Origin of the sequence: Photorhabdus kleinii (assembly GCF_025384885.1) — a bacterium.
GTDB classification, from domain to species: domain Bacteria; phylum Pseudomonadota; class Gammaproteobacteria; order Enterobacterales; family Enterobacteriaceae; genus Photorhabdus; species Photorhabdus kayaii.
The window spans coordinates 91,312-109,884 of sequence record NZ_JAJAFY010000009.1; the positions used below are offsets into that span (position 1 = coordinate 91,312).

At 45.7% G+C, this 18,573-nt stretch carries 13 protein-coding genes; 4 read left to right on the plus strand and 9 right to left on the minus strand.

All coding sequences use genetic code 11. The annotated features are described in order from the left end of the window. Window positions 1-7: 7 nt before the first annotated feature. Complete coding sequence (locus LG003_RS07610; RefSeq protein ID WP_262980456.1) at window positions 8-2,512, minus strand: type VI secretion system Vgr family protein; 2,505 nt, start codon at window positions 2,510-2,512, stop codon at window positions 8-10. A 242-nt stretch (window positions 2,513-2,754) separates the two neighbouring features. On the opposite strand from LG003_RS07610, the gene LG003_RS07615 reads away from it, so the two are divergent. From LG003_RS07615 to LG003_RS07630, 4 genes are all read left to right on the plus strand, one after another. Continuing rightward, window positions 2,755-3,156 carry a hypothetical protein gene (locus LG003_RS07615; RefSeq protein ID WP_262980457.1) on the plus strand — a complete coding sequence of 134 codons (402 nt, stop codon included), beginning with the start codon at window positions 2,755-2,757 and terminating at the stop codon, window positions 3,154-3,156. 147 nt (window positions 3,157-3,303) lie between these two features. Further along, window positions 3,304-3,435, plus strand: coding sequence for a hypothetical protein (locus tag LG003_RS07620; protein WP_262980458.1), 132 nt, complete (start codon window positions 3,304-3,306; stop codon window positions 3,433-3,435). A 94-nt stretch (window positions 3,436-3,529) separates the two neighbouring features. Then, window positions 3,530-3,796 (plus strand): ribbon-helix-helix domain-containing protein, encoded by a 267-nt coding sequence (locus LG003_RS07625; protein ID WP_112878018.1) that lies wholly within the window; start codon window positions 3,530-3,532, stop codon window positions 3,794-3,796. 1 nt (window position 3,797) lies between these two features. Next, window positions 3,798-4,124, plus strand: coding sequence for a type II toxin-antitoxin system RelE/ParE family toxin (locus LG003_RS07630; protein ID WP_262980459.1), 327 nt, complete (start codon window positions 3,798-3,800; stop codon window positions 4,122-4,124). Between the two features lie 134 nt (window positions 4,125-4,258). Here LG003_RS07630 and tccC read toward each other — a convergent pair whose 3' ends face one another. From tccC to LG003_RS07670, 8 genes are all read right to left on the minus strand, one after another. Beyond that, a complete protein-coding gene (tccC, locus tag LG003_RS07635; protein ID WP_112878020.1) occupies window positions 4,259-7,390 on the minus strand; it encodes an insecticidal toxin complex protein TccC in 3,132 nt (1,043 codons plus the stop codon). 133 nt (window positions 7,391-7,523) lie between these two features. Beyond that, on the minus strand, window positions 7,524-12,215 hold the full coding sequence (gene tccB, locus LG003_RS07640; RefSeq protein ID WP_112878021.1) for an insecticidal toxin complex protein TccB: 4,692 nt from the start codon (window positions 12,213-12,215) through the stop codon (window positions 7,524-7,526). An 88-nt stretch (window positions 12,216-12,303) separates the two neighbouring features. Then, entirely contained in the window at window positions 12,304-15,201 is a 2,898-nt protein-coding gene (gene tccA, locus LG003_RS07645; RefSeq protein WP_158537773.1) for an insecticidal toxin complex protein TccA, read from the minus strand. Window positions 15,202-15,728: 527 nt separating this feature from the next. Next, a complete protein-coding gene (locus LG003_RS07650; RefSeq protein ID WP_262980460.1) occupies window positions 15,729-16,649 on the minus strand; it encodes a nucleotidyl transferase AbiEii/AbiGii toxin family protein in 921 nt (306 codons plus the stop codon). After that, window positions 16,642-17,175 carry a type IV toxin-antitoxin system AbiEi family antitoxin gene (gene abiEi / locus LG003_RS07655; RefSeq protein WP_262980461.1) on the minus strand — a complete coding sequence of 178 codons (534 nt, stop codon included), beginning with the start codon at window positions 17,173-17,175 and terminating at the stop codon, window positions 16,642-16,644. Before abiEi ends, LG003_RS07650 begins: the two co-directional genes overlap by 8 nt. Before the next feature lie 97 nt (window positions 17,176-17,272). Then, window positions 17,273-17,398, minus strand: a complete 126-nt coding sequence (locus LG003_RS07660; RefSeq protein ID WP_387440124.1) for a DUF6392 family protein — start codon at window positions 17,396-17,398, stop codon at window positions 17,273-17,275. Window positions 17,399-17,506: 108 nt separating this feature from the next. Then, window positions 17,507-17,974, minus strand: a complete 468-nt coding sequence (locus LG003_RS07665; RefSeq protein WP_262980462.1) for a DUF6392 family protein — start codon at window positions 17,972-17,974, stop codon at window positions 17,507-17,509. Window positions 17,975-18,082: 108 nt separating this feature from the next. Continuing rightward, entirely contained in the window at window positions 18,083-18,550 is a 468-nt protein-coding gene (locus tag LG003_RS07670) for a DUF6392 family protein (RefSeq protein ID WP_262980463.1), read from the minus strand. Between the last annotated feature and the right edge of the window lie 23 nt (window positions 18,551-18,573).

Below are 18,573 nucleotides of genomic sequence, written 5' to 3' on the forward strand. Positions count from 1 at the left end.
TGGTATGTCAGATAAAAATAGTTAAACCGCTGAGGCTCAGATTCAGTGCCACAGCATTGATATTTATCTGCCCCAAACTAAGATTGAGAGTATTGGTTGACATATGCAGCGTGGTATTACCGATGTTCAGCATATTATTCGACATCACCACCCCCTCGTTTTTCATGGCAACGGAAGAGTTGGTATAGTTGAGCATATTGACATTTTCCGTCGTGCCACAGACGGTTAAAGTATTGCCGGCATGGGTTTCTATGTGCCCCTCAATCTTGTGCACCATATCTTTGGTTTCAATGCACACCTTGCCGCCACAATTAAGATAAGCATCCGCATCTGCCTGAATTTTCAGGTTATCTTTAACATGCTCTTGCCAGCTACCCTCAATACTTCGAGTGACCGCCCCATTGATCTCGACTTTCTGATCTTTATCCACACGCTGCTGATCAACACCGTTGATCTCGACACTGACACCTCTCTTATAAATTACTGAGGTCGGGATTTTCTGCTGTTGCTGCTGCTTTGATGCTTGCTGATCCGCCATTTCTTCAGGGGTTAATGTCTGCAATGTCATCAGCTTCTGCTGCGCCTGATTATTGGGATCGTTGCTTTCTCGGTTGAGATATAGGCTGTCGCCATAGATGATCTGCTTACCGGCATCGAACAGAATATTTCCCAAGGCATGATGGCTAATATTTTCTCCGGCGTGTTGGCTAATATTCTGACTGACCTGCGTCTCTGATTTACCTTGAATACGTTCATACCGACCACCCGCAATAAAATCTGCCCGCCCACCGGCACCGATAATCGCGGTTTTCCCCAATCGGAAAGTTTGTATATCCGGCATCATTTTCAGGGTATGACATACACCATGATGCTTGAGATGAGTTTCGCCTTTTATCTCCTGAGCTAAGACACCATCAACGGTGATATTTTTATCGTGCTCAACGGAGATATTCATGTCGCGTTCGGCGTGCATGGTGAATGATTCACGTCCCGGCGCATCTTCGAGGAACAGAAAACTGGCATTTTCTACCCCGCCTTTCTTACTGCGGCTCATAAACCCCATTCGGGTGGCATCGTTGGGCAACTGCCAAGGCGGCATGCACTCTTCATTGTAAACCCGCCCAGTCACCAATGGGCGATCCGGGTCGCCGTTGATAAAATCAACCACTACCTCTTCACCAATACGTGGAATTTGTAAGCTGCCATATTTCCAACCAGCCCAACTGCTGGAAACCCGCACCCAACAAGAACTTCTATCATCCGGCTGGCTATATCTGTCCCAACGGAATTTCAATTTGACGCGACCATATTTATCGGTCCAGATGCTTTCTCCCACTGGACCGGCAACTTCCGCCGTTTGTGGACCATAGGTTTTCGGCCAAGGCGTTGCCCGTTGTGGACGCCAAATAACATTAGCGGGTATTGCGTGAAATGCGGCTCGGAACGGTCCTTGGTCCCAACAACTCCCATCCAATTCGTCATACAGCGTACAGTCATATAATTCATATTCCGCATGCGTCACCAGAAAGGGCTGTGCATCAGGCGGACAAGGGCTGTTTTGTAAAGTAAAAGTGCATCCCGGCGCTAATCCGCACGCCGTTGCCTTGCCGTACATCTGTTGTTGCCGCGCTTCAAATCCCTGTTGGCGGATTTGTGCATAAAATTGACCATGTTGATTGTCGATATAACGCCCCGGCCATTCAAAAACATCCGCCTTATTAACCGCACATGATGCTGGATTACTGCATACTTCTAATAAATGCGCCCGTGGTTTACGGAAATCGTAATCATCCAACGTATAAACTCGTGGCGTAATTTCCTGTGCTGTGCGCCAGCACATAATACCTTCCTGGTGATCAACCACACCGGGTCGTGTTGCTAAATAGGGGATTTGGACATAATCATCATTAAATGGCTGATGGGCATTTGGCGAGTCAGCCAGAATTAAAGTATGTCCTTTTTCATGATGGCTGAAATAATAGTAGATGCCTTCATGTTCCATTAATCGACTGATAAAATCAAAAGTACTTTCCTGATATTGGACACAATATTCCCATTGACGATAATGGCTACGGAGACGATTCTCTATATTAATATGATATTCTGCCAACAGGCTGGCAATAATATCCGGCACACTCTGCCCCTGCCAAATACGGCAGTCACGGTTTTGTGTCAAATACCAGAGCGAAGGATGCAACGTGAAAATATATAACTTATCGTTTTCTTCCTGTAAATGATGTCCGACATATTCAATACGGGTAATATCACCATGTAGGAAACGGGAACCACCCTGTATTAGTGGGATCTCCAAAGCCATACTTTTACCCAACAATGACTTCATATCGAGATCATTACGTGGACAAAGAAACTCCACTTTAAACTGATACAGTTGCGACAACGATTCGCTACCAATTAATTTTCTGAAATGCAATTTATCGCTGTCAGACTTATTAAGTGGTATATGCGCCACAATGCGGACATCTGTACGATAATCGGATGTATGACTCATCATAATCTTCTCCACGTCTCACTGTCAGGGAGCAACACTCACGCTGACCTTCTTAGACGATCATAAACCTTACAGATCTAAGCAGAACATCAGGTGATAACATGAAATTGATGATGGTTAAGTAAAATGGAGCAACAGATGATACGAAATTCAAAGAACGAGTGCAGCCAACAAAGAGGCAGCTTGAAAGATGACGGGTATAGCGTATATTTCAGGTAATTATTCAATATAACAGGGTTGGAATCATGAAAATTTTGTTTGTTATTATATTACTTCTCTCTGTAATAACCGGGTGCTCCGGTAAAAATAACCCAAACAGACAAACACAAGCAGAAGAGGGATTGAAATTTGCCTTTTCATCCGGTGGCAATTTTATCTTAACTCACGCTTGTACCGATAAAATCGATTATTTAGGGCCAGACGAAGAGGGGAATGACCAGATAGAAATAACGATAAAAAACGATAAACAATGCTTTGCTCACTTTGATGCTTTAATCAATAAAAACATCGGTACCCAAATGACAATATCATTTAAAGGTACTCATCTTGTCACAGCGACTATTCAAACTTCTTTAAATCCTTCATTCAGAATGGGGGTAGAAGATAAAGAACAAGCTACGAGCATTATAAACGCATTAAAAAATTAAAGAATAATCAGTCACTCATTAAGAAAATCAACTATACCCTATGGATTTCAAGATGGATCGCGACGGCAAGGGAGCGAATCCCCGGGAGCATAGATAACGATGTGACCGGGGTGAGTGAGTGCCGCCAACAAAGAGGCAACTTGAAAGATGATGGGTATATACCGCACTATTTATCCGATGCGTCGTAGAACTTTGCCCCACCAAGTTAATATTGAGCGCAATGTACATCCTGATCGCCCAGAACTGTTGCGAATGATTGCCGATCTGCAACCTAGATAGGCACCAAAATTTTTTGTTTTATGAGTCTATTTTTTGGACATATATTTATTTTCAGAGTAGGATTAAATCCTACACACCTAACTGGAGGTATGCCATGCGAACTACACAACAATTCAGTATCACATTGCCAAATGAAATGGCTGATATCGTAAAAACTAAGGTCATGACGGGAGAATATGCCACGGAAAGTGAAGTTATTCGGGATGGCCTGCGTGCGTTAATGGCCCGTGATCGTGCGGTTGAAAGCTGGTTACGCGAACAAGTCGTCCCTGCGTACGATTCCATGAAAGCGGATCCGGCACGAGCACTGACTGTTAACCAAGTACGAGCAAGATTAGCTACTGAACGCAAGCAGAATTAAAGTGAGCTATCGTGTTGTCTTTTCACCAGAGTCCTCAGAGCAATTGGTGACACTTTACCACTATATGGCTGTTACTGCCTTCCCAGACACTGCAACACGTTATACCGACGGTATTATCGCTTTCTGCGAGAGTTTGCAAACTTTTCCTCATCGCGGGACTCAACGTGATGATATTTGTTCCGGCTTACGGATTACCAATTACAAGAAACGAACCGTGATTGCTTTTGATGTTGATAGCGATGTTGAATTAGTTTCTATTATTGGCATCTTCTACGGCGGTCAGGATTACGAAACTTTTCTGCAAAGCGATTCAGAATCTGACATATAGATCTGTGATGACCTTATAATCTCAAAAGCAGCGATTAATGGTTGAGGTAATAAAGTGGCTGCTCCCGGCCCTGATATCTTCGCCCAATATTGGGCGAAGATATCTAGCGATGTTTACTACAACAATGTTGACTATTATAAAGAGAAAACCCGTCGTGCGGCTCCCACAGCACTGGTTCCATAGTCTATCGCATTAGCGATCCCTGTTGTGGTCAGGACCCTGCCTCTGATCTGATTACCAATCATACCAGCAATATTATCGATACCACTGCCGATAGCACCTAGCCCTCTGGAAATCCAACTGTCTCTTCCCATCACTCTGTGCAGGCCTGTTCCAATGCCACCAGCAAGCCCGCCGAGAACACTAAATATCGGCTCAAAGACAGGTCTGGCTACACTGAAATGCACTAATTGTCTGGCTAAACCAGCGGCATATGGGCTGACAGCCCGGCCTAAGAACCTACCTAAAAATCCGCCACCTATTACTCTGTTGATAGCCATTTCCGCCCCCAAACCAGCGGCATAACCCACTGCGTAATTCGCTAAATGTCCGGCGGGGTTACTGGCGACATCTAAACCAAAACCAATCCAAGAGCCATAATAGGTGCCAATACCGGCATGGATCCCTGCCCGAGTACTTCCTTGCGTACCAGTGATCATCCCACCAGCCGCCCCACCAGCCGCTGCCCCGATTTCATGTGTAAGAGTGGAGGAAGTCCCCAGCATGGTATCAATGGTGCCTACGGCACTCCCGGCCCCAATAGCGCCACCTATCCCACGGTCAGCATTATTTATCCATGATCCCACAGCACCCGTTACCGCCCCGGCGGCTGATGCAACACCAACACCTTGTGCCCGCGCACCATAAGCCGCAGCTGAACTCGCGCCGGCAGCCGCGCCAGCCGCTGACTGTACTAACGTCGATTTCCCCTGTACGAGTCGAGCGAGTAATGCCCCGCCTTTTTCCAGCAAGCTACCCACGTTATATCCCATCAACGCACCAATCCCAGCACCTATGGCCGCAACCCCCAGAATGACAGGGATAGCCGCGCCAGCCGTACTGGCAATGGCAGCCGCAAGACCCCCAATCGCAATCCCGCCGGCAATGGCTCTGCCAATTTTTTGTCCCCGTCTCATTGACGCAGACATCCCCTCATCGGGTTTACGGAACAGAAATGAAGCAAACCAAAATGTATTCCGATTTCGGTTCGGAGACGGTGCTAACCCATCATGGTCAGTTAATGTGATTGGGTTATTCCTCACCATCCGGTACAAATTCAGCCCATCCACAGTTCCTGCTGGATCAGCACTCAACCATCGGCCCACCCAAGGCTGATAATAGCGATAGCCGTAATAATACAATCCAGTGGCATCCCGCTCTTTACCGGAGTAACGAATAAATTTGTAGCTGGCTTCTGTCTGATTTTTCGCTGCCCATACCGCAGTGCCGCCGTACGGATAATACTCTTCCTGACTGAGAATTTGCCCTTCACTATCCAGTTCAAGCTGGCTGGAGCCAAGAAGATTATCGTAACTGTAGCGCACCTGATTGTTATCGATATCTGCCGGCTTACCACTTTCCCAGTGCAATACCCTTACCTGTGCGCGACCCGCTTCACCTACTGTAATCACCTGCAAATTTTGAGTTGTTTTATCTGCAACTCCAGTTATGCGTAGCTCTAATCCCGGTAGATAAGTCACCCGTTGTACTTGAGTACTGTTACCCGTCTGCTGTTCACTCACTTTTAACAGCCGCATCCCATCACTGCTATAACGATACCATTCACTGTCACTGCTATTTTCACGGCTCACCGGTGTGACTCGTTGCAATTCACCACGAATATTCCAATCCAGATTTTGCCCTGGCATTAACGTCTTCTGATGACCGCCTGAATCAAATAGCGCATCCACCTGGGTTGGATCTGTCGTTAATGTACTCAATACCGCCCGGTTACTGCGGCTTGAAATGGTCATATCTGTGGTGTAACTATTTTGAGTCGCAGGTGAACTGTGTCGGATTTGGACCAAATTACCGCCACGGTCATAAGTATAGGTACGAAGGTAATTGGTATAGGTGTTGTTGTCGGTAGGAACAGGTATTACGGGTGAGGGAAGTTGGTTGCTTTGCTGGCCGATATTGGCCATTTCACGCCCTGTCGCACTAATAAGCTGATACAGAGAATCATAAACATAGTGGTTCTCAGGCTCCACTTTCTGATTGCGCCAAAAGCGGGTAGCTTCGGCATCATTATGGATACTGACGACATTCCCCACCGGATCATATTCATAGCGTAGATCCTGCAATACTCTCGCCCCTGATTGACTCTCTTCGGCGCGTCGGGTGGTAATACCAATCAGACGTTGAGTTTCCGGTTCATAACTGTACTCCGTAATCACGCCGTTACCATGCTCTTCACGCAACTTATGACCTGCGGCTGACCAGCTCAGGGACTTAACAATCACCTGTTCACTCTGGCCTTTCACCGTTAACCAACTCCCTTTTAACTGACCAGCAATATCATAAGCCAGACGCTGAATATTGCCTTTCGCATCGGTTTGGGTCAGCAAAACCCCTATGGCATTAGTTGTACTTTGTGTCGTATAGACCTCATTTGCCAGCATCCGCTGCCAGACAGTTTCATCGTCACCGCTCCAGTTCACCTCCCGCCCCTCAGCCAGCAATTGGTGAGATTGGGATAAAATAGCACCAGCCAGTGACTGACTTATCAACCGGGTCACTCCCGCCGTGTCGTAGTGGCGTATACACAGACCGGAGAGGTTATACTCTTTCTCCTCTGTTGTATTCTCAGCCCAGATAAAGCGCTCTGTCACTTGAGAAGTCTCTTGGTCGGAAACTTGTTCGCTCACAGATAACAAGCGACCGGGCAACGTGTTGTCTTCATAAAGACGAGTCTGACGAACACCTGTCGCATTCATCGTCATTACCGGACGACCTTCAATATCATTTAATGCAACAGTACGGCCAGCATCGACACTCTCTATCCGCAAAGCATTACCAGCCAGATCATGCAGCCAGACAAAATTAGGCTTCACCGAGTTATTGGTCTGCTTTGCATCATACAAGCGTGGGTCAATACTCTGATTCAGGTGTCCACGAACATTATACTGGTAACGGGTGACGCGGGTGTCAGTGTCCCCGCCTGCCACAACACGGTGGAAACCAATATCACGAATGGACAGGCCGCGATTATCTAACACACTGACTGTTGGGGTTTGAGTATAAAGAGCAGTATCAAACGTACTCATATCATATTCCTTTTATTTTGTTTTAAAGCTTCCCTTCCAATGAAATGGAGAAAGATAGCAAGATTGATTTTAGGTATGACAGATCCTCTCCCACTCTGGCTACCAGAGTGGGAAGTCTTAGTTAAAAGTTAATTTAAAAGAGTGTTTTCTTGACTTGGCTAGCGAAGCTGACGCCGCCGTCGCAGGCGGTATAATGTACCTGCACCAGTACATCATCCATATTCGCCAACAGTGACGCCTGAGTGTCATCCGCCTTCAATGTGTTGCCATCAATATGTTCATCCACAGAACGCGGGAAGTTGAGCGTCCATTTGGAAACTGCTCCAGTCCCCTCAAATGATAGATAGCGCTCATCTTCCAAACGCAACTCAAAGCTACCGGCATCATTAATGCCAGAAGAGAGCGCCACCTGCTGGCTGGCCCGCAGATTGGTGACAATATGCGTCGCATCACCCTCTTTACCTGTCGGATCATTGAGACGTTTAACACCATTGATATCTGCTGCTAACAATGTACTGCTGCTGGTCTGAGTGAGCGTTGCCTTCACGTTTTGATACGGCCCGATCAACGTCGGCAACGTCACTGACACGGTTTTAATCTGGCGCAAATAGTGCCCCGGATAGTCGTTGTCAAATAGCTTTTCGCCTAATGTAAAATCAACTTTGCCTTCGGTTTTTAACTTATTGAAACCATCATCACCCAATAAGTTTTTGAGCGACACAGTACGGATCACATTAAGACGGCGTTCGTGACGAGCCAAATACGCTGCTTCCATCTGATGCAAATTAAGTTGCAGCGTCTCCCCTACTTGCAGACCACGATAATGGTCATTCCAAGTACCAGTCTGGATAAAAGTGGTGGCGTAATCACCCAATTCATACTGCCAGCAAGCTTGGGCAGAGAGGCAGAGAGCAACCACGGCATCATACGCTTGATAATACAACGCGGATAATTGACCACTCAGCCACTGGTACAGAGTCGCTTGGGTGAAACGAGTAGTTAAGTAAGTCAACATGGTTCGAATTTGTACCTGCTGTGCCTTCGCCTGTTGCAGGGAAGTCTGAGCTGCTTTCTCGCGCATTGCCAACGCATCTAACTGTTTCTGTAATGCGTCGACCTCAGACTGTGCCTGTTGGTACTGGATTTGCCACTCTTCACGGCGTCGGCGGTAATTCTCCGTGGTTGCCAGACGATCGGCCACCACGCTGGTGGCTTGTCCGGCAGCCATCAGCCCGATGGCAATCGCTTCTGTTACCCCTTCATAGCGCGAGCCACCATCAGCCAAGCCAAAGATATTCGGGATCACTTTCAGTGCCCCACTGGCAGTTTGTACACCGGTGGAAGAAGAAATCAGGGATTGTGCTGACGTTTGAGTGTCCATCACCAGTTGTTCCGCGCTGGAGATGTTGTTCTGATACAAGGTGTAATAGTGGTCATGACGTTGTTGCGCCGTCGCCTGACTGGCTTGCAGCGCCAGACGATCCGCCGCCAATCCATCCAACGCCTGTTGTTGTAACGTGATGGCATAGCTGGACATATCCAACAGTTGCTGTTGCGCCAACTCTTCTTGACCGGCCCGTTCGCTACGTTCCAACAAGCTAAGCAGGTTCTGACCAAAACCGGTCAACGTACCCACAGCGCTGTAAGCCCGCGGTAACATAGCGCTGAAACGGTACGGTGGCACTGTTAACACGGCACCACTAACACCATTCGTCAGGGTACCAGACTGAGCACGCTGAGCCAGCAACGCAACTGGATCAGCAGGTGCAGCATACAGCGGCAGCGAAAGCGGCTTGCCATCAACGGTCAGGTTATGACGCAGATTGTATAGCCGTGCATCCAACGTATCCCAGTGGGACAACATCAGAACATTGAGAGGTTCATTAAAGTAACCATTATCTGCCAGTTTCAAGTAGCTCACATTGCGGCCCGGCAATGCAGGTAAAACGGTATTACTGTTAGCCAACTGGTGCTCAAAATCACGTAAAACCGTTTTTTGCCCGGCAGCCAAGGTATCGAGGGTTTGTGGTGTCCAAGTGCTACTCAGCGACACATCCGGCCGAGGCCCTAGCAATTCAGCGGCCAGATTGTAATAGACACGGGCCTGAGTCAGACCGTCACGAGTCAATTGGCGGTACCACATGTCTCCCTGAGCAATCAAGTTGCTGGCATAGGCGATAAACACCGCTTTCTGGTATATCACCGGATGGGCATAAGCCTGAGTGTCTGGGTCTATAGAGTCGCCCAAATAACGAGAAAGATCGCTGTGTCCTTCAACCAACGGGCGTACATTCCAGTAAGCCGGGGCATTGTGTGGCTTGTTTTTCATCGCCGGGTCAAAGATGTAATGCAAACTCTTTTGTGCCGGCGAAAATTGCTGTTCGTTGGCAAAACGTGTAGCAACCAAAAACGGCAGGTGAAAGAATAACTCCCAGAAATAGAGGCCATTTGAACCGTTAAAGTCCATTGGTTCACTTTTGCCGTCAGTCACTAAATCAGCTTCCAGAGAAGGATCTGCCTGCAAGGTATAATCCAACAAACTATCCAGCCCTAAATTTGCCTTTTCAATTAAGGTACGCACAAAGGTGGTATTAAGACGGGTTTTCGCGGGTAAAGATGAGGTCAAGAAATCCAGATATTGCACCAAACCACGTTTACTATCGTAACGGGAAATCAATCGCGGAATGGCATCTGGCGCTTTGCTATCCTGTAATGCGACATAGACATTGAACCACTTACTGACCCAGGAATAGGCCCCTTTTTTCCCTGATGGGCGGTCATAATGATCCCACACGACATTCAAACAAACCTGTAGGTAGTTTTTATTCGGATCAGTGGAGAAATCCGCTTCGGACAGGGTATAGGTTGTAGAATAGGTCGCACCGCTGGCAAGTTTGAAAGTTTGATCACTGTAGCGTTTAAACAGATTACGCCCATCCGCCGTCTCAGCATTGATTTCCTGATAGAATTTGCGGTTATCGGCGATTTTCTTGAAGTTTTTTATATAAGTGAGATGACCAGCACCTGCGAAAAAGGCAATCAAGGTATCAGTACTAATAGCATAATTTATTGCACCGGCCCAATCCCCCAAACGAGTACCATCCGGAATATACAGGTTATAACTGCTAGGATCATCCCCTACCCAAGCGATACCGCCATTTTTCACAGTAACAGAATGGTGCCCATAAAGCAGGAATATGGAATTCCATGCATCATTAACAGGCTGGTTTATATCCCATGTTCCATTAGGAGTAGACCCTCCACCATAACCCTGGGGATAATAGGTGATTACTGCATTATGGAAGCTGTAATAGTCTTCATCATCGTAATCCAGGTAAAAACCCTCATCCCCTGTCCATGAAAAGCCATAACCAGACGTAGAATTGTTCTCTCTGTCAGCACTCCCAAACGTATGGCGGTTAATAAAATCCCCATTAGTTGTGGTTTGGATATGGAGTGTCAGACCATCTTGATCGATATCCACATAGGCACCGGTAGTACCCTGCTTCAAGTCATCAACTTTACCTACCCAACCCGTATTTTCAGGATCTTCTGTTGAACCAGTAATAACCTTAGTAATCACATACTTTTTATCGTATACCGCAAATTGCAGGCAATTCTGATCATTTGTTTCATCACGGTAAGTACTGAACAAAAAGTTTTTACTTAACGACTTGAGACTATGGCGATTAAAGGCTGAGTCACAATAGAGATAACCATACACAGCAGGACGGTTTTGATATGGAGTCCCCGTAAAATTACGCACAAACACCCCCAACATCAGGCGACCATACGGGTTACTGTCAGTTTCCTCTGTCGGGTCAATACTAAAATCGGTAGTAGCCAGCAGATTAACCTGTCGTAATGCCATATTCGATTCATCAATCAACAGGCTGGATCGCTGTGTTTCTGAACTTTCACCTGTTTGCTGCGTCATCAGCGTGGTAGTATTTGGTGCCGTCCAAGTATCATCATAGCGTTTATAGCCAAACTTTATGCTGTAAGCATGGGTGTTACTGATATCTTTGCCATTAGCGTCTTTCTCTTTCTGTACCGCTGGGTCACGCTCAACCCAAGCTACATACAGTCGGTCGTTATAAAATACTGGGCGAACGGTATGTTCCAGCACCGTATCACCAGACAGCGGCAAGGTGATTTCCTGCCAATCATTCCAACAATTTGGCGTTACTGGATTTCCCGCCGGATCTTGACGATTTTTACTTAAATCCATCTGACGCCAGTAGTAGCGATACGGTTTAGTGGTAGTGCGACCAATAAAGTAATAAATGGCTTGATCAAATTTATCCTGATTAATATAACCACTGAGCACATACAGATTACTCACTGCTTCAAACTCATTGAGGTACGCCAGAACAGCATCTTGCACCCGGTCCGGATCGAGTCGGTTCTGGTTTAAAGTCGTTTCCAGCTCCGAGAAATAATGGCTTTTTTCCTGCCGGGTGATGGGAGAAATGTAGTTCTCGGCGTAATTTCGAACCTCAGCCCCCGCAGCCCAGATGGCATATTGGTTATCATTATCACGCCATTCGTTAGCGGTAGAAGGTTCCATTGCTTGGCGCCCCGGTTCAGAACCATTGACCAGACGAGTCATATATTGCTGTATGCTGGCAATCGCTTGTGCTACCCGACTCGTCTCAACCTCATCAGCCACTTCCGGGTCAATTAGCAAATATTCGTACAAGTCTTCCACCGTCACTGGCTGACCACTGACGCCTTTCAGCGTTGGTGCCACAAAATTCATATAGCCAGTCACCAACGCATCACGCTGGGATTCATTCAGTTGTTTTTCCATTGTCGATAACATAATTATCTGCCTTACTTAAATGGCGGTTTAGAAACAGCCTCATTGGGGCCGTACGGAAAAATCAAATCCACTCAGATAGTGAACGTACTCAGTTACTACCCTTGACATGGAATACACCAGCTACCAGCGCCTGACCGGTGCTTTGCCAAAGGGTATAATCACTGCCACGACTCAGAAGATAGCCTTGCTGTTGCTGTGTAACACCAAGACCCGTCTGGTTCTGTGCCTGTTGCAGACGCAGAAGCGTATCCAGTTGCGGAGTGGTTTTAGCAATCCCGCCTAATACCGCCCAAGCGGCTTGCAGTTCGTTAGCCTCCCAACCCAACAGAGTTGCTAACGTTTGTGCAGCATCAGCTTGGCTAAACTGCGTGGTAGCATTAGCCGTGCGCAGGTAGGCCAGTACATCATCTTCGGTACCACCAGCTTTACCCACTTGGAGCAATAAATCGCTATAACGGCTCAGGGTATAGAGCATCCACAAACTAATATCGGTCACTGTTTCTGCGGAAGCACCAAACCAGGCTGGATAGTCCAACAAGGTTTGCACCATTGCAGGACTCAACGTGAATTGCTGGGTTAACAAGGAGCGGCGTACCACTTCACGTAATTGACGCAGATAGTCAGCGGGAATATCGGCGGCGGTTTTAACGATATCTTTCAATGCCCAAGTCGCACTCAACCACTGATAGACAGTTTTTCCACTCCAACGCAGCAACAATGCGGGCAATGATTGACTCACATTCAGAGTCTGCGCCAACAGACTGACGGCCACGCCTTGCTGAGTTCGCTGTGCTTGATTCAACGTATTTTTCAGAGTGGTGATTGCCAGCTTTTTATCTGCATCAGACAAACTTTGTGCATTGACCACAGTTGCTATAACACTTTCCAGACCTGCATCGGTCACCAGACCAACCTTATCAATAAGCGGGCTATTACCTGCCAAGAGCAGAGCAAACCAGTCAATAGCCTGACCATTGGTATCAACTAATGGCGCACCACTGCGGGATAACAACGAGGCATCCACAAACGTACTGCTCAGGTTCTGCCACACCTGACGGATAAAATTCAATTGATCGTCAGTGCCCTGAGCAGTGAAGGTAGAGTTGTTGCTCAACAGTAAAAGTAAGGTTTCAACGGGTAAATCGTGCTGTTGTTGCCATTGAGCGATCGCACTTAGCGCTTGCAGCAAACTCAGAATATCCGCCACCAATGGGGAATCTTTTTGCGGTGCAGTGATGATGGGTTTTCCTGCCAATTGCTGCCAGACGATGTCTGTACCTGCATCTAATCGATCAGCCAAGGCACAGAAAGCCTCTGGATCTATCCCCAATGTACGCGCCAGATTAGCCAGACGGTAGAACGCCGACACCACAAACAGATTACAGTTGAGCGTGCTTTGCGTGACATTTCCCTGCTGGCGAGCAATATTATCCGCCAATAACAGGAACTGACGATGATTAAGGCCCAGTGCAGTGCTAATATGCTTAACACGCGCCCCATCTCCCCCGGTGGTCAATGTATAGACAAAATCCTGATTATCTATTACAAACGGCGTATCAAAGGCGCCGACGGAGTTAAACACCTGATCTAAGAACGGAGTTGCCGGTGTAATGGCAAACGGGGTCACCACACGCAGCCAACCAGCAAATTGTTTGGCGCTAACACCGTATTTCGCCTGATAATGTTTGAACACTCCCAACACACGCAGCGTATTGTCGTTCATCAACAGCGCACTATTTCCCGCTTCCGCATCCATAGCAGAAGTCACCAACAGGTCAATATCTTCATAGGGCAGATTCAGCCATTTTTGTAGGCGCACGATGCGGTTGATACGGTCCAACTTGTCATCGGTTAGATTGTTAACCGTCAGAGCAAAATGCGCCTCCGCGCCACTGCGACTCAGGGTAATCGCCTCTGGTTTGCCGGCATGAATAAAGCGGGCACCGTAAGCAAATGGCGTCGCTGTCGTGTCACTAGAACTCACATTATCAGACTTAACCACCGTAGAACCCCCGACAGTTGAACACAACATCAGTTCTACCTGGGGTACAGTCAAACTTGTTCGGCCAGTCAGTATAGTCATATCGCTGAAACTGTTCTTCGTAAGCGAACTGTCACCATAATTTAGCTGATAGAAATCCTGACCAACGGTTTCTGTAATGATTTTCTGTTGTTCCGGCGAAAGCTGACTCGCCATGATTTGCAGTCGGGTCAAAGCACTGGCAGTCGTATCGCTCAATTTTCCTTTTGCTGTTGCCCAGAAGTTTTGCGGCAGATCCAACGTCTGTGGCAAGGTGATATCTTGCAACGTGGTACCCAATACCGACTGAGCTGTCTGAATCTGCTGATGACCATAATGATACGGCAGATTATTCGGGTAACGGGTGGTGGAGAGTTTGGCATTTACCGCTTCCAAATCAGCCAAGCTCAGTTTCTTCTGAATGGCTTTGGACAGAATTTCATTAACCAATTGTAATTGCGGTACAACCTCATTGATCGCTTTATCATTAATTAACAAAGCCCCGATATCGGGTCGGCGCTCCACCAGCGTATTCATAATGGCACTGGCGCCACTCTTTTCCTGTTCAAGGGCCAATTGATAAATATGAGTCAGATAAGCTACCGGCGCATCATTCGCTTCCGGCGAACCACTCGGTGCTTTATCTTTCCAGCCCGTGTTTGCATCCAGAAACTGATTGGCGTAATCCGGGCCTGATACAGAGAACGGACTTCTCAAGCTAAACTGAACAGCTTCACTAAGAGAATTACGGCGAAAATGATGTAACACCTGATGAGCATAGCCCACTGCCAGGTCATACATTTTTTCAGCACTGCGCCCTAGATCAGCACGATGCTCACGAATAAAACGCTCACGCGGCATACGTACCACATCAAACACTGAGGTATAACCAAGGCCGGTCAATTTACCGGGTAAGTTGTGGATCTCTTCGGTGCGGGAAATCAGGGGACTGGCGAGTTGATTCATACGGACTCCTGAATTGAGGTTTATCATGAGAAACAGGTTTTTTCGCGCAAAAAAATAATCACCATCGTTATGTATAAGAGAGGGACCAGATCAAACATGTGCCTTTAGAACATCAGGTCCTCCTGCCTTCTAAAGGCGCTATACACAGTGATGATGTGTGAGGAAAAATATAATAAATCACAAAACTTGCTTACATTAAAAAATAAAATACAGACAATAAAATAACTTTACCTTTATATAATTATTTAGAGTAAATATTTACTTATATTTATGATTAATTTACAAAATCATTAATAATAGTTTGTAAGAACTCACTTTTAATAAGGTAATACCAGTGTGCTGGAATATTAATACATGACTGAGATAATAGCAGGAGAATAGTCTTTTATATCAATGTGATGAATATTCTTGATGTGTTTTTATTATTTTTCTAAACAAAATATTCTATTGAAAGGTAATGAGAAGTGAATAAATCAAATTACAGGCTCAGCCAGAGCTGTAACTGGCTTTTTTTATGTCTAAAATCCTTACATCTTAAAAGGAATGTCGTTGTTTTCCTCTGCATACAACCCTTTTTGCACTGTAATGAGTAGTTCTTTCAGTGTGTTTTCGAGGTAGCGCATGAAATCAGCCTTCCCTATAGTCCTGCTGTAAACTGGCGCAGGGATAAAGCGTTTCATTTCTTCCTGGAATGTGCCTGAGGCGATGAGCGCTTGAATAGAGTCCAGTCGTGCCTGGAGCAAATCAGCAAATTCAGTTAAATGATAATCCGACAGCTTGCGTTCGATCAGGCTGACATCAGGGGCAACCCCCTGCTGTTTCAACCAGACCAAATCCCACATGTCACGATGACGAATATGTTTGGTTGTTGCGGGGAATGAAACCAGCTTATCAGCCATGGTCTCAGTTAACTCTTCCACCGATACGATTGTTTCTGAGTAGCCATCAGGTAAAACAGAGTAATTGCGTGTTAATGGGCGCGGATTCTTGGTATACGCCGGAATGTTTGCAATCTCAATCTTGATACGCTGTTTTGGCAAATCCTTCCGCTCTGGTGCTGTAGTGACGGAAACTTGCCATTTATCGATTTTCACATCGGCATACTCAGGTTCTTTTCTGAGTTCGTTCGGCTCCTTTACCGTAACCTCAAGACCGTAACGTTCCCCCAGATACTTTTCGACGCTCTCTTTAATCCTGTTCAAGTCTGCCGAACAAAAGTTTCGGCCACCAGCAAAGTCTAAATCCTCACTGAACCGGTTAGAACCATAGCATAGCCTTAGCGACGTTCCCCCCTGAAAAGTCAAGGTCTTCAGTAAACCATCTTTAGCCAAGCAATATAAAATGTCATAGTGCAGCAGTTCTTTCTCAACCACGGGCCTGATGTTGGCAAGCCCATCCTGAGTAACGATTTCATCGACAATAATATTAAAATCAGCTTTATCAGGCATATTCCAATTCCTCCTGTTGGATCAGATATGTGTTTCTGCCTACTCGCCTTAAATCACGAATAGCTGTTTCTTTTTTAGCGATACGCATCGGCCCCCGGCTTTCCAGCGTTCCTTTCAGAATTTCGCTTGGCCTCCTGTTCGTGTGCGTAATCTCAATGACCCCCCAGGGAGTCTCAAACTCCCCTGATCTGCCTGTTGACATGATCGTGAGTCTATCAATAGGGATTTGCGAGATAACTCCATACTGGGACAGCGCAGACTCAAGGCTGATGTAGTTATATTCTCCACGCCTGATATTGATTGCGATACTTTCCAACGGATACGCTCCCAAGCTCATGCGAGCATTTGCATAAATCCCTTTGGTGATGCGCACCAATAACCCCGATTTGATAAGACGGTCGATGGATTTCTTCAATGTTCGTAACGTTTCATCAGCAAAAATGACTTCCAAGTCCCGCAAAAGAAAGATGTTTTTACCCATCTTACCGAATTCGTCTAATGTTTTAATTGCAGTGACCTTATCCAACTCTCCATCTCCACATTAACCCCCTTTAAAGGGGGTTTTGTGTATAGATGTATATTGTAGCAATTATATCTACACACATAAACCCCTTTAATGGGGGTTATGTGTTAACATAAATCAGTAAAGACAGAGCGGGTTTGGTTTTATAAAGGATTAATCCTTCATCAAAAATTTTCTGATAAGTTTTCCCCAAACTATTAATTAGGGCTTCAACGTTGATAGTCATTATTTATATAACCTCAACTCTTGATTTAGCCAATTCATCTGAGACTTAACTTTCCAAACTGCTCGCAAATGAATTGGCTTTCGAAGATAACCGTCCATCTATTGTTGATTACCAACGGACTTCTGATGTGGGTAAAAAAGTCACCAATCTGACCCGCTCCAGCAAATCATAATCAACTTGCATGCTAGTTGGAATACGAAAATCCAATAAGGTATATAACTCAGTCCAGCCAATTTCTCTCGTTAACCTTTTCCTTGGCGGAAGTAATTTTTCTGGCTCACCAAAATGTTCATGAATCCATTGCCTAGACATCAGCAGTATCAAAGGGGAAGGCAATTCATTAGGAAATATAAAATTAGGTCGTTTGTGATCAATTAAAGTCAACGTTATCTCAGTAAGTATTTTATTTTCCCGCAAAAATGATAAGAAAATCCCTTCTTTAACCATATCAAGAGATATATCAGAATCTCCGGGAAAACCTGTCGGTTTTGTCTTATAAGGGATTAGCCCTTTATCAAAAATTTCCTGATAAGATTTACCTAAACAATTAATTAATGCTTCAACATTGATAGTCATTATTTATATAACCTCAGCTCTTGATTTAGCCAATTCATCTAAGACTTAACTTTCCAAACTGCTCGCAAATGAATTGGCTTTCAAAAATAACCACTCATAACTTATTGATTACCAACGGACTTCTGATGTGGGTAAGAATGCAATTGATTTCACTTGTTCCAGCAGATCGTAATCAACCTGCATACTGGTTGGTATGCGAAAATCCAAAACAGTGTATAAATCAGCCCATCCAAATTGACGCTTCATTATTACCTCTGGAGGCTGTGATTTTTCAGGCTCCCCAAACTGCTCATGAACCCACTGTCGTGACATTTGAGAAACTAAAGGAGATGGTAACTCATTCGAAAATTGATATAAGGGTTTCTTTTCATCAAATAGAGTCAATGTAATTTCTTTTAAACGCTTTCCCTCGCGATAAAACGCCAGAAAAACTCCCTCTCTTACCATATCCAGACATACCACTTCATCACCAGAGAAACCTGATGGCTTAGTTTTATAAGGAATTAATCCTTCATCAAAAATTTCCTGATAAGTTTTCCCCAAACTATTAATTAGGGCTTCAACGTTGACAGTCATTATTTATACAACCCCCGTTCTTG

What these genes read in the sequence shown, in the direction of transcription:
- tccA (WP_158537773.1), bottom strand. Translation starts at nt 15,201, where the DNA reads ATGAATCAACTCGCCAGTCCCCTGATTTCCCGCACCGAAGAGATCCAC.
- tccB (WP_112878021.1), bottom strand. Translation starts at nt 12,215, where the DNA reads ATGTTATCGACAATGGAAAAACAACTGAATGAATCCCAGCGTGATGCG.
- LG003_RS07650 (WP_262980460.1), bottom strand. Translation starts at nt 16,649, where the DNA reads ATGCCTGATAAAGCTGATTTTAATATTATTGTCGATGAAATCGTTACT.
- LG003_RS07660 (WP_387440124.1), bottom strand. Translation starts at nt 17,398, where the DNA reads ATGACTATCAACGTTGAAGCCCTAATTAATAGTTTGGGGAAAACTTAT.
- LG003_RS07610 (WP_262980456.1), bottom strand. Translation starts at nt 2,512, where the DNA reads ATGATGAGTCATACATCCGATTATCGTACAGATGTCCGCATTGTGGCG.
- tccC (WP_112878020.1), bottom strand. Translation starts at nt 7,390, where the DNA reads ATGAGTACGTTTGATACTGCTCTTTATACTCAAACCCCAACAGTCAGT.
- LG003_RS07670 (WP_262980463.1), bottom strand. Translation starts at nt 18,550, where the DNA reads ATGACTGTCAACGTTGAAGCCCTAATTAATAGTTTGGGGAAAACTTAT.
- LG003_RS07615 (WP_262980457.1), top strand. Translation starts at nt 2,755, where the DNA reads ATGAAAATTTTGTTTGTTATTATATTACTTCTCTCTGTAATAACCGGG.
- LG003_RS07620 (WP_262980458.1), top strand. Translation starts at nt 3,304, where the DNA reads ATGATGGGTATATACCGCACTATTTATCCGATGCGTCGTAGAACTTTG.
- LG003_RS07625 (WP_112878018.1), top strand. Translation starts at nt 3,530, where the DNA reads ATGCGAACTACACAACAATTCAGTATCACATTGCCAAATGAAATGGCT.
- LG003_RS07665 (WP_262980462.1), bottom strand. Translation starts at nt 17,974, where the DNA reads ATGACTATCAATGTTGAAGCATTAATTAATTGTTTAGGTAAATCTTAT.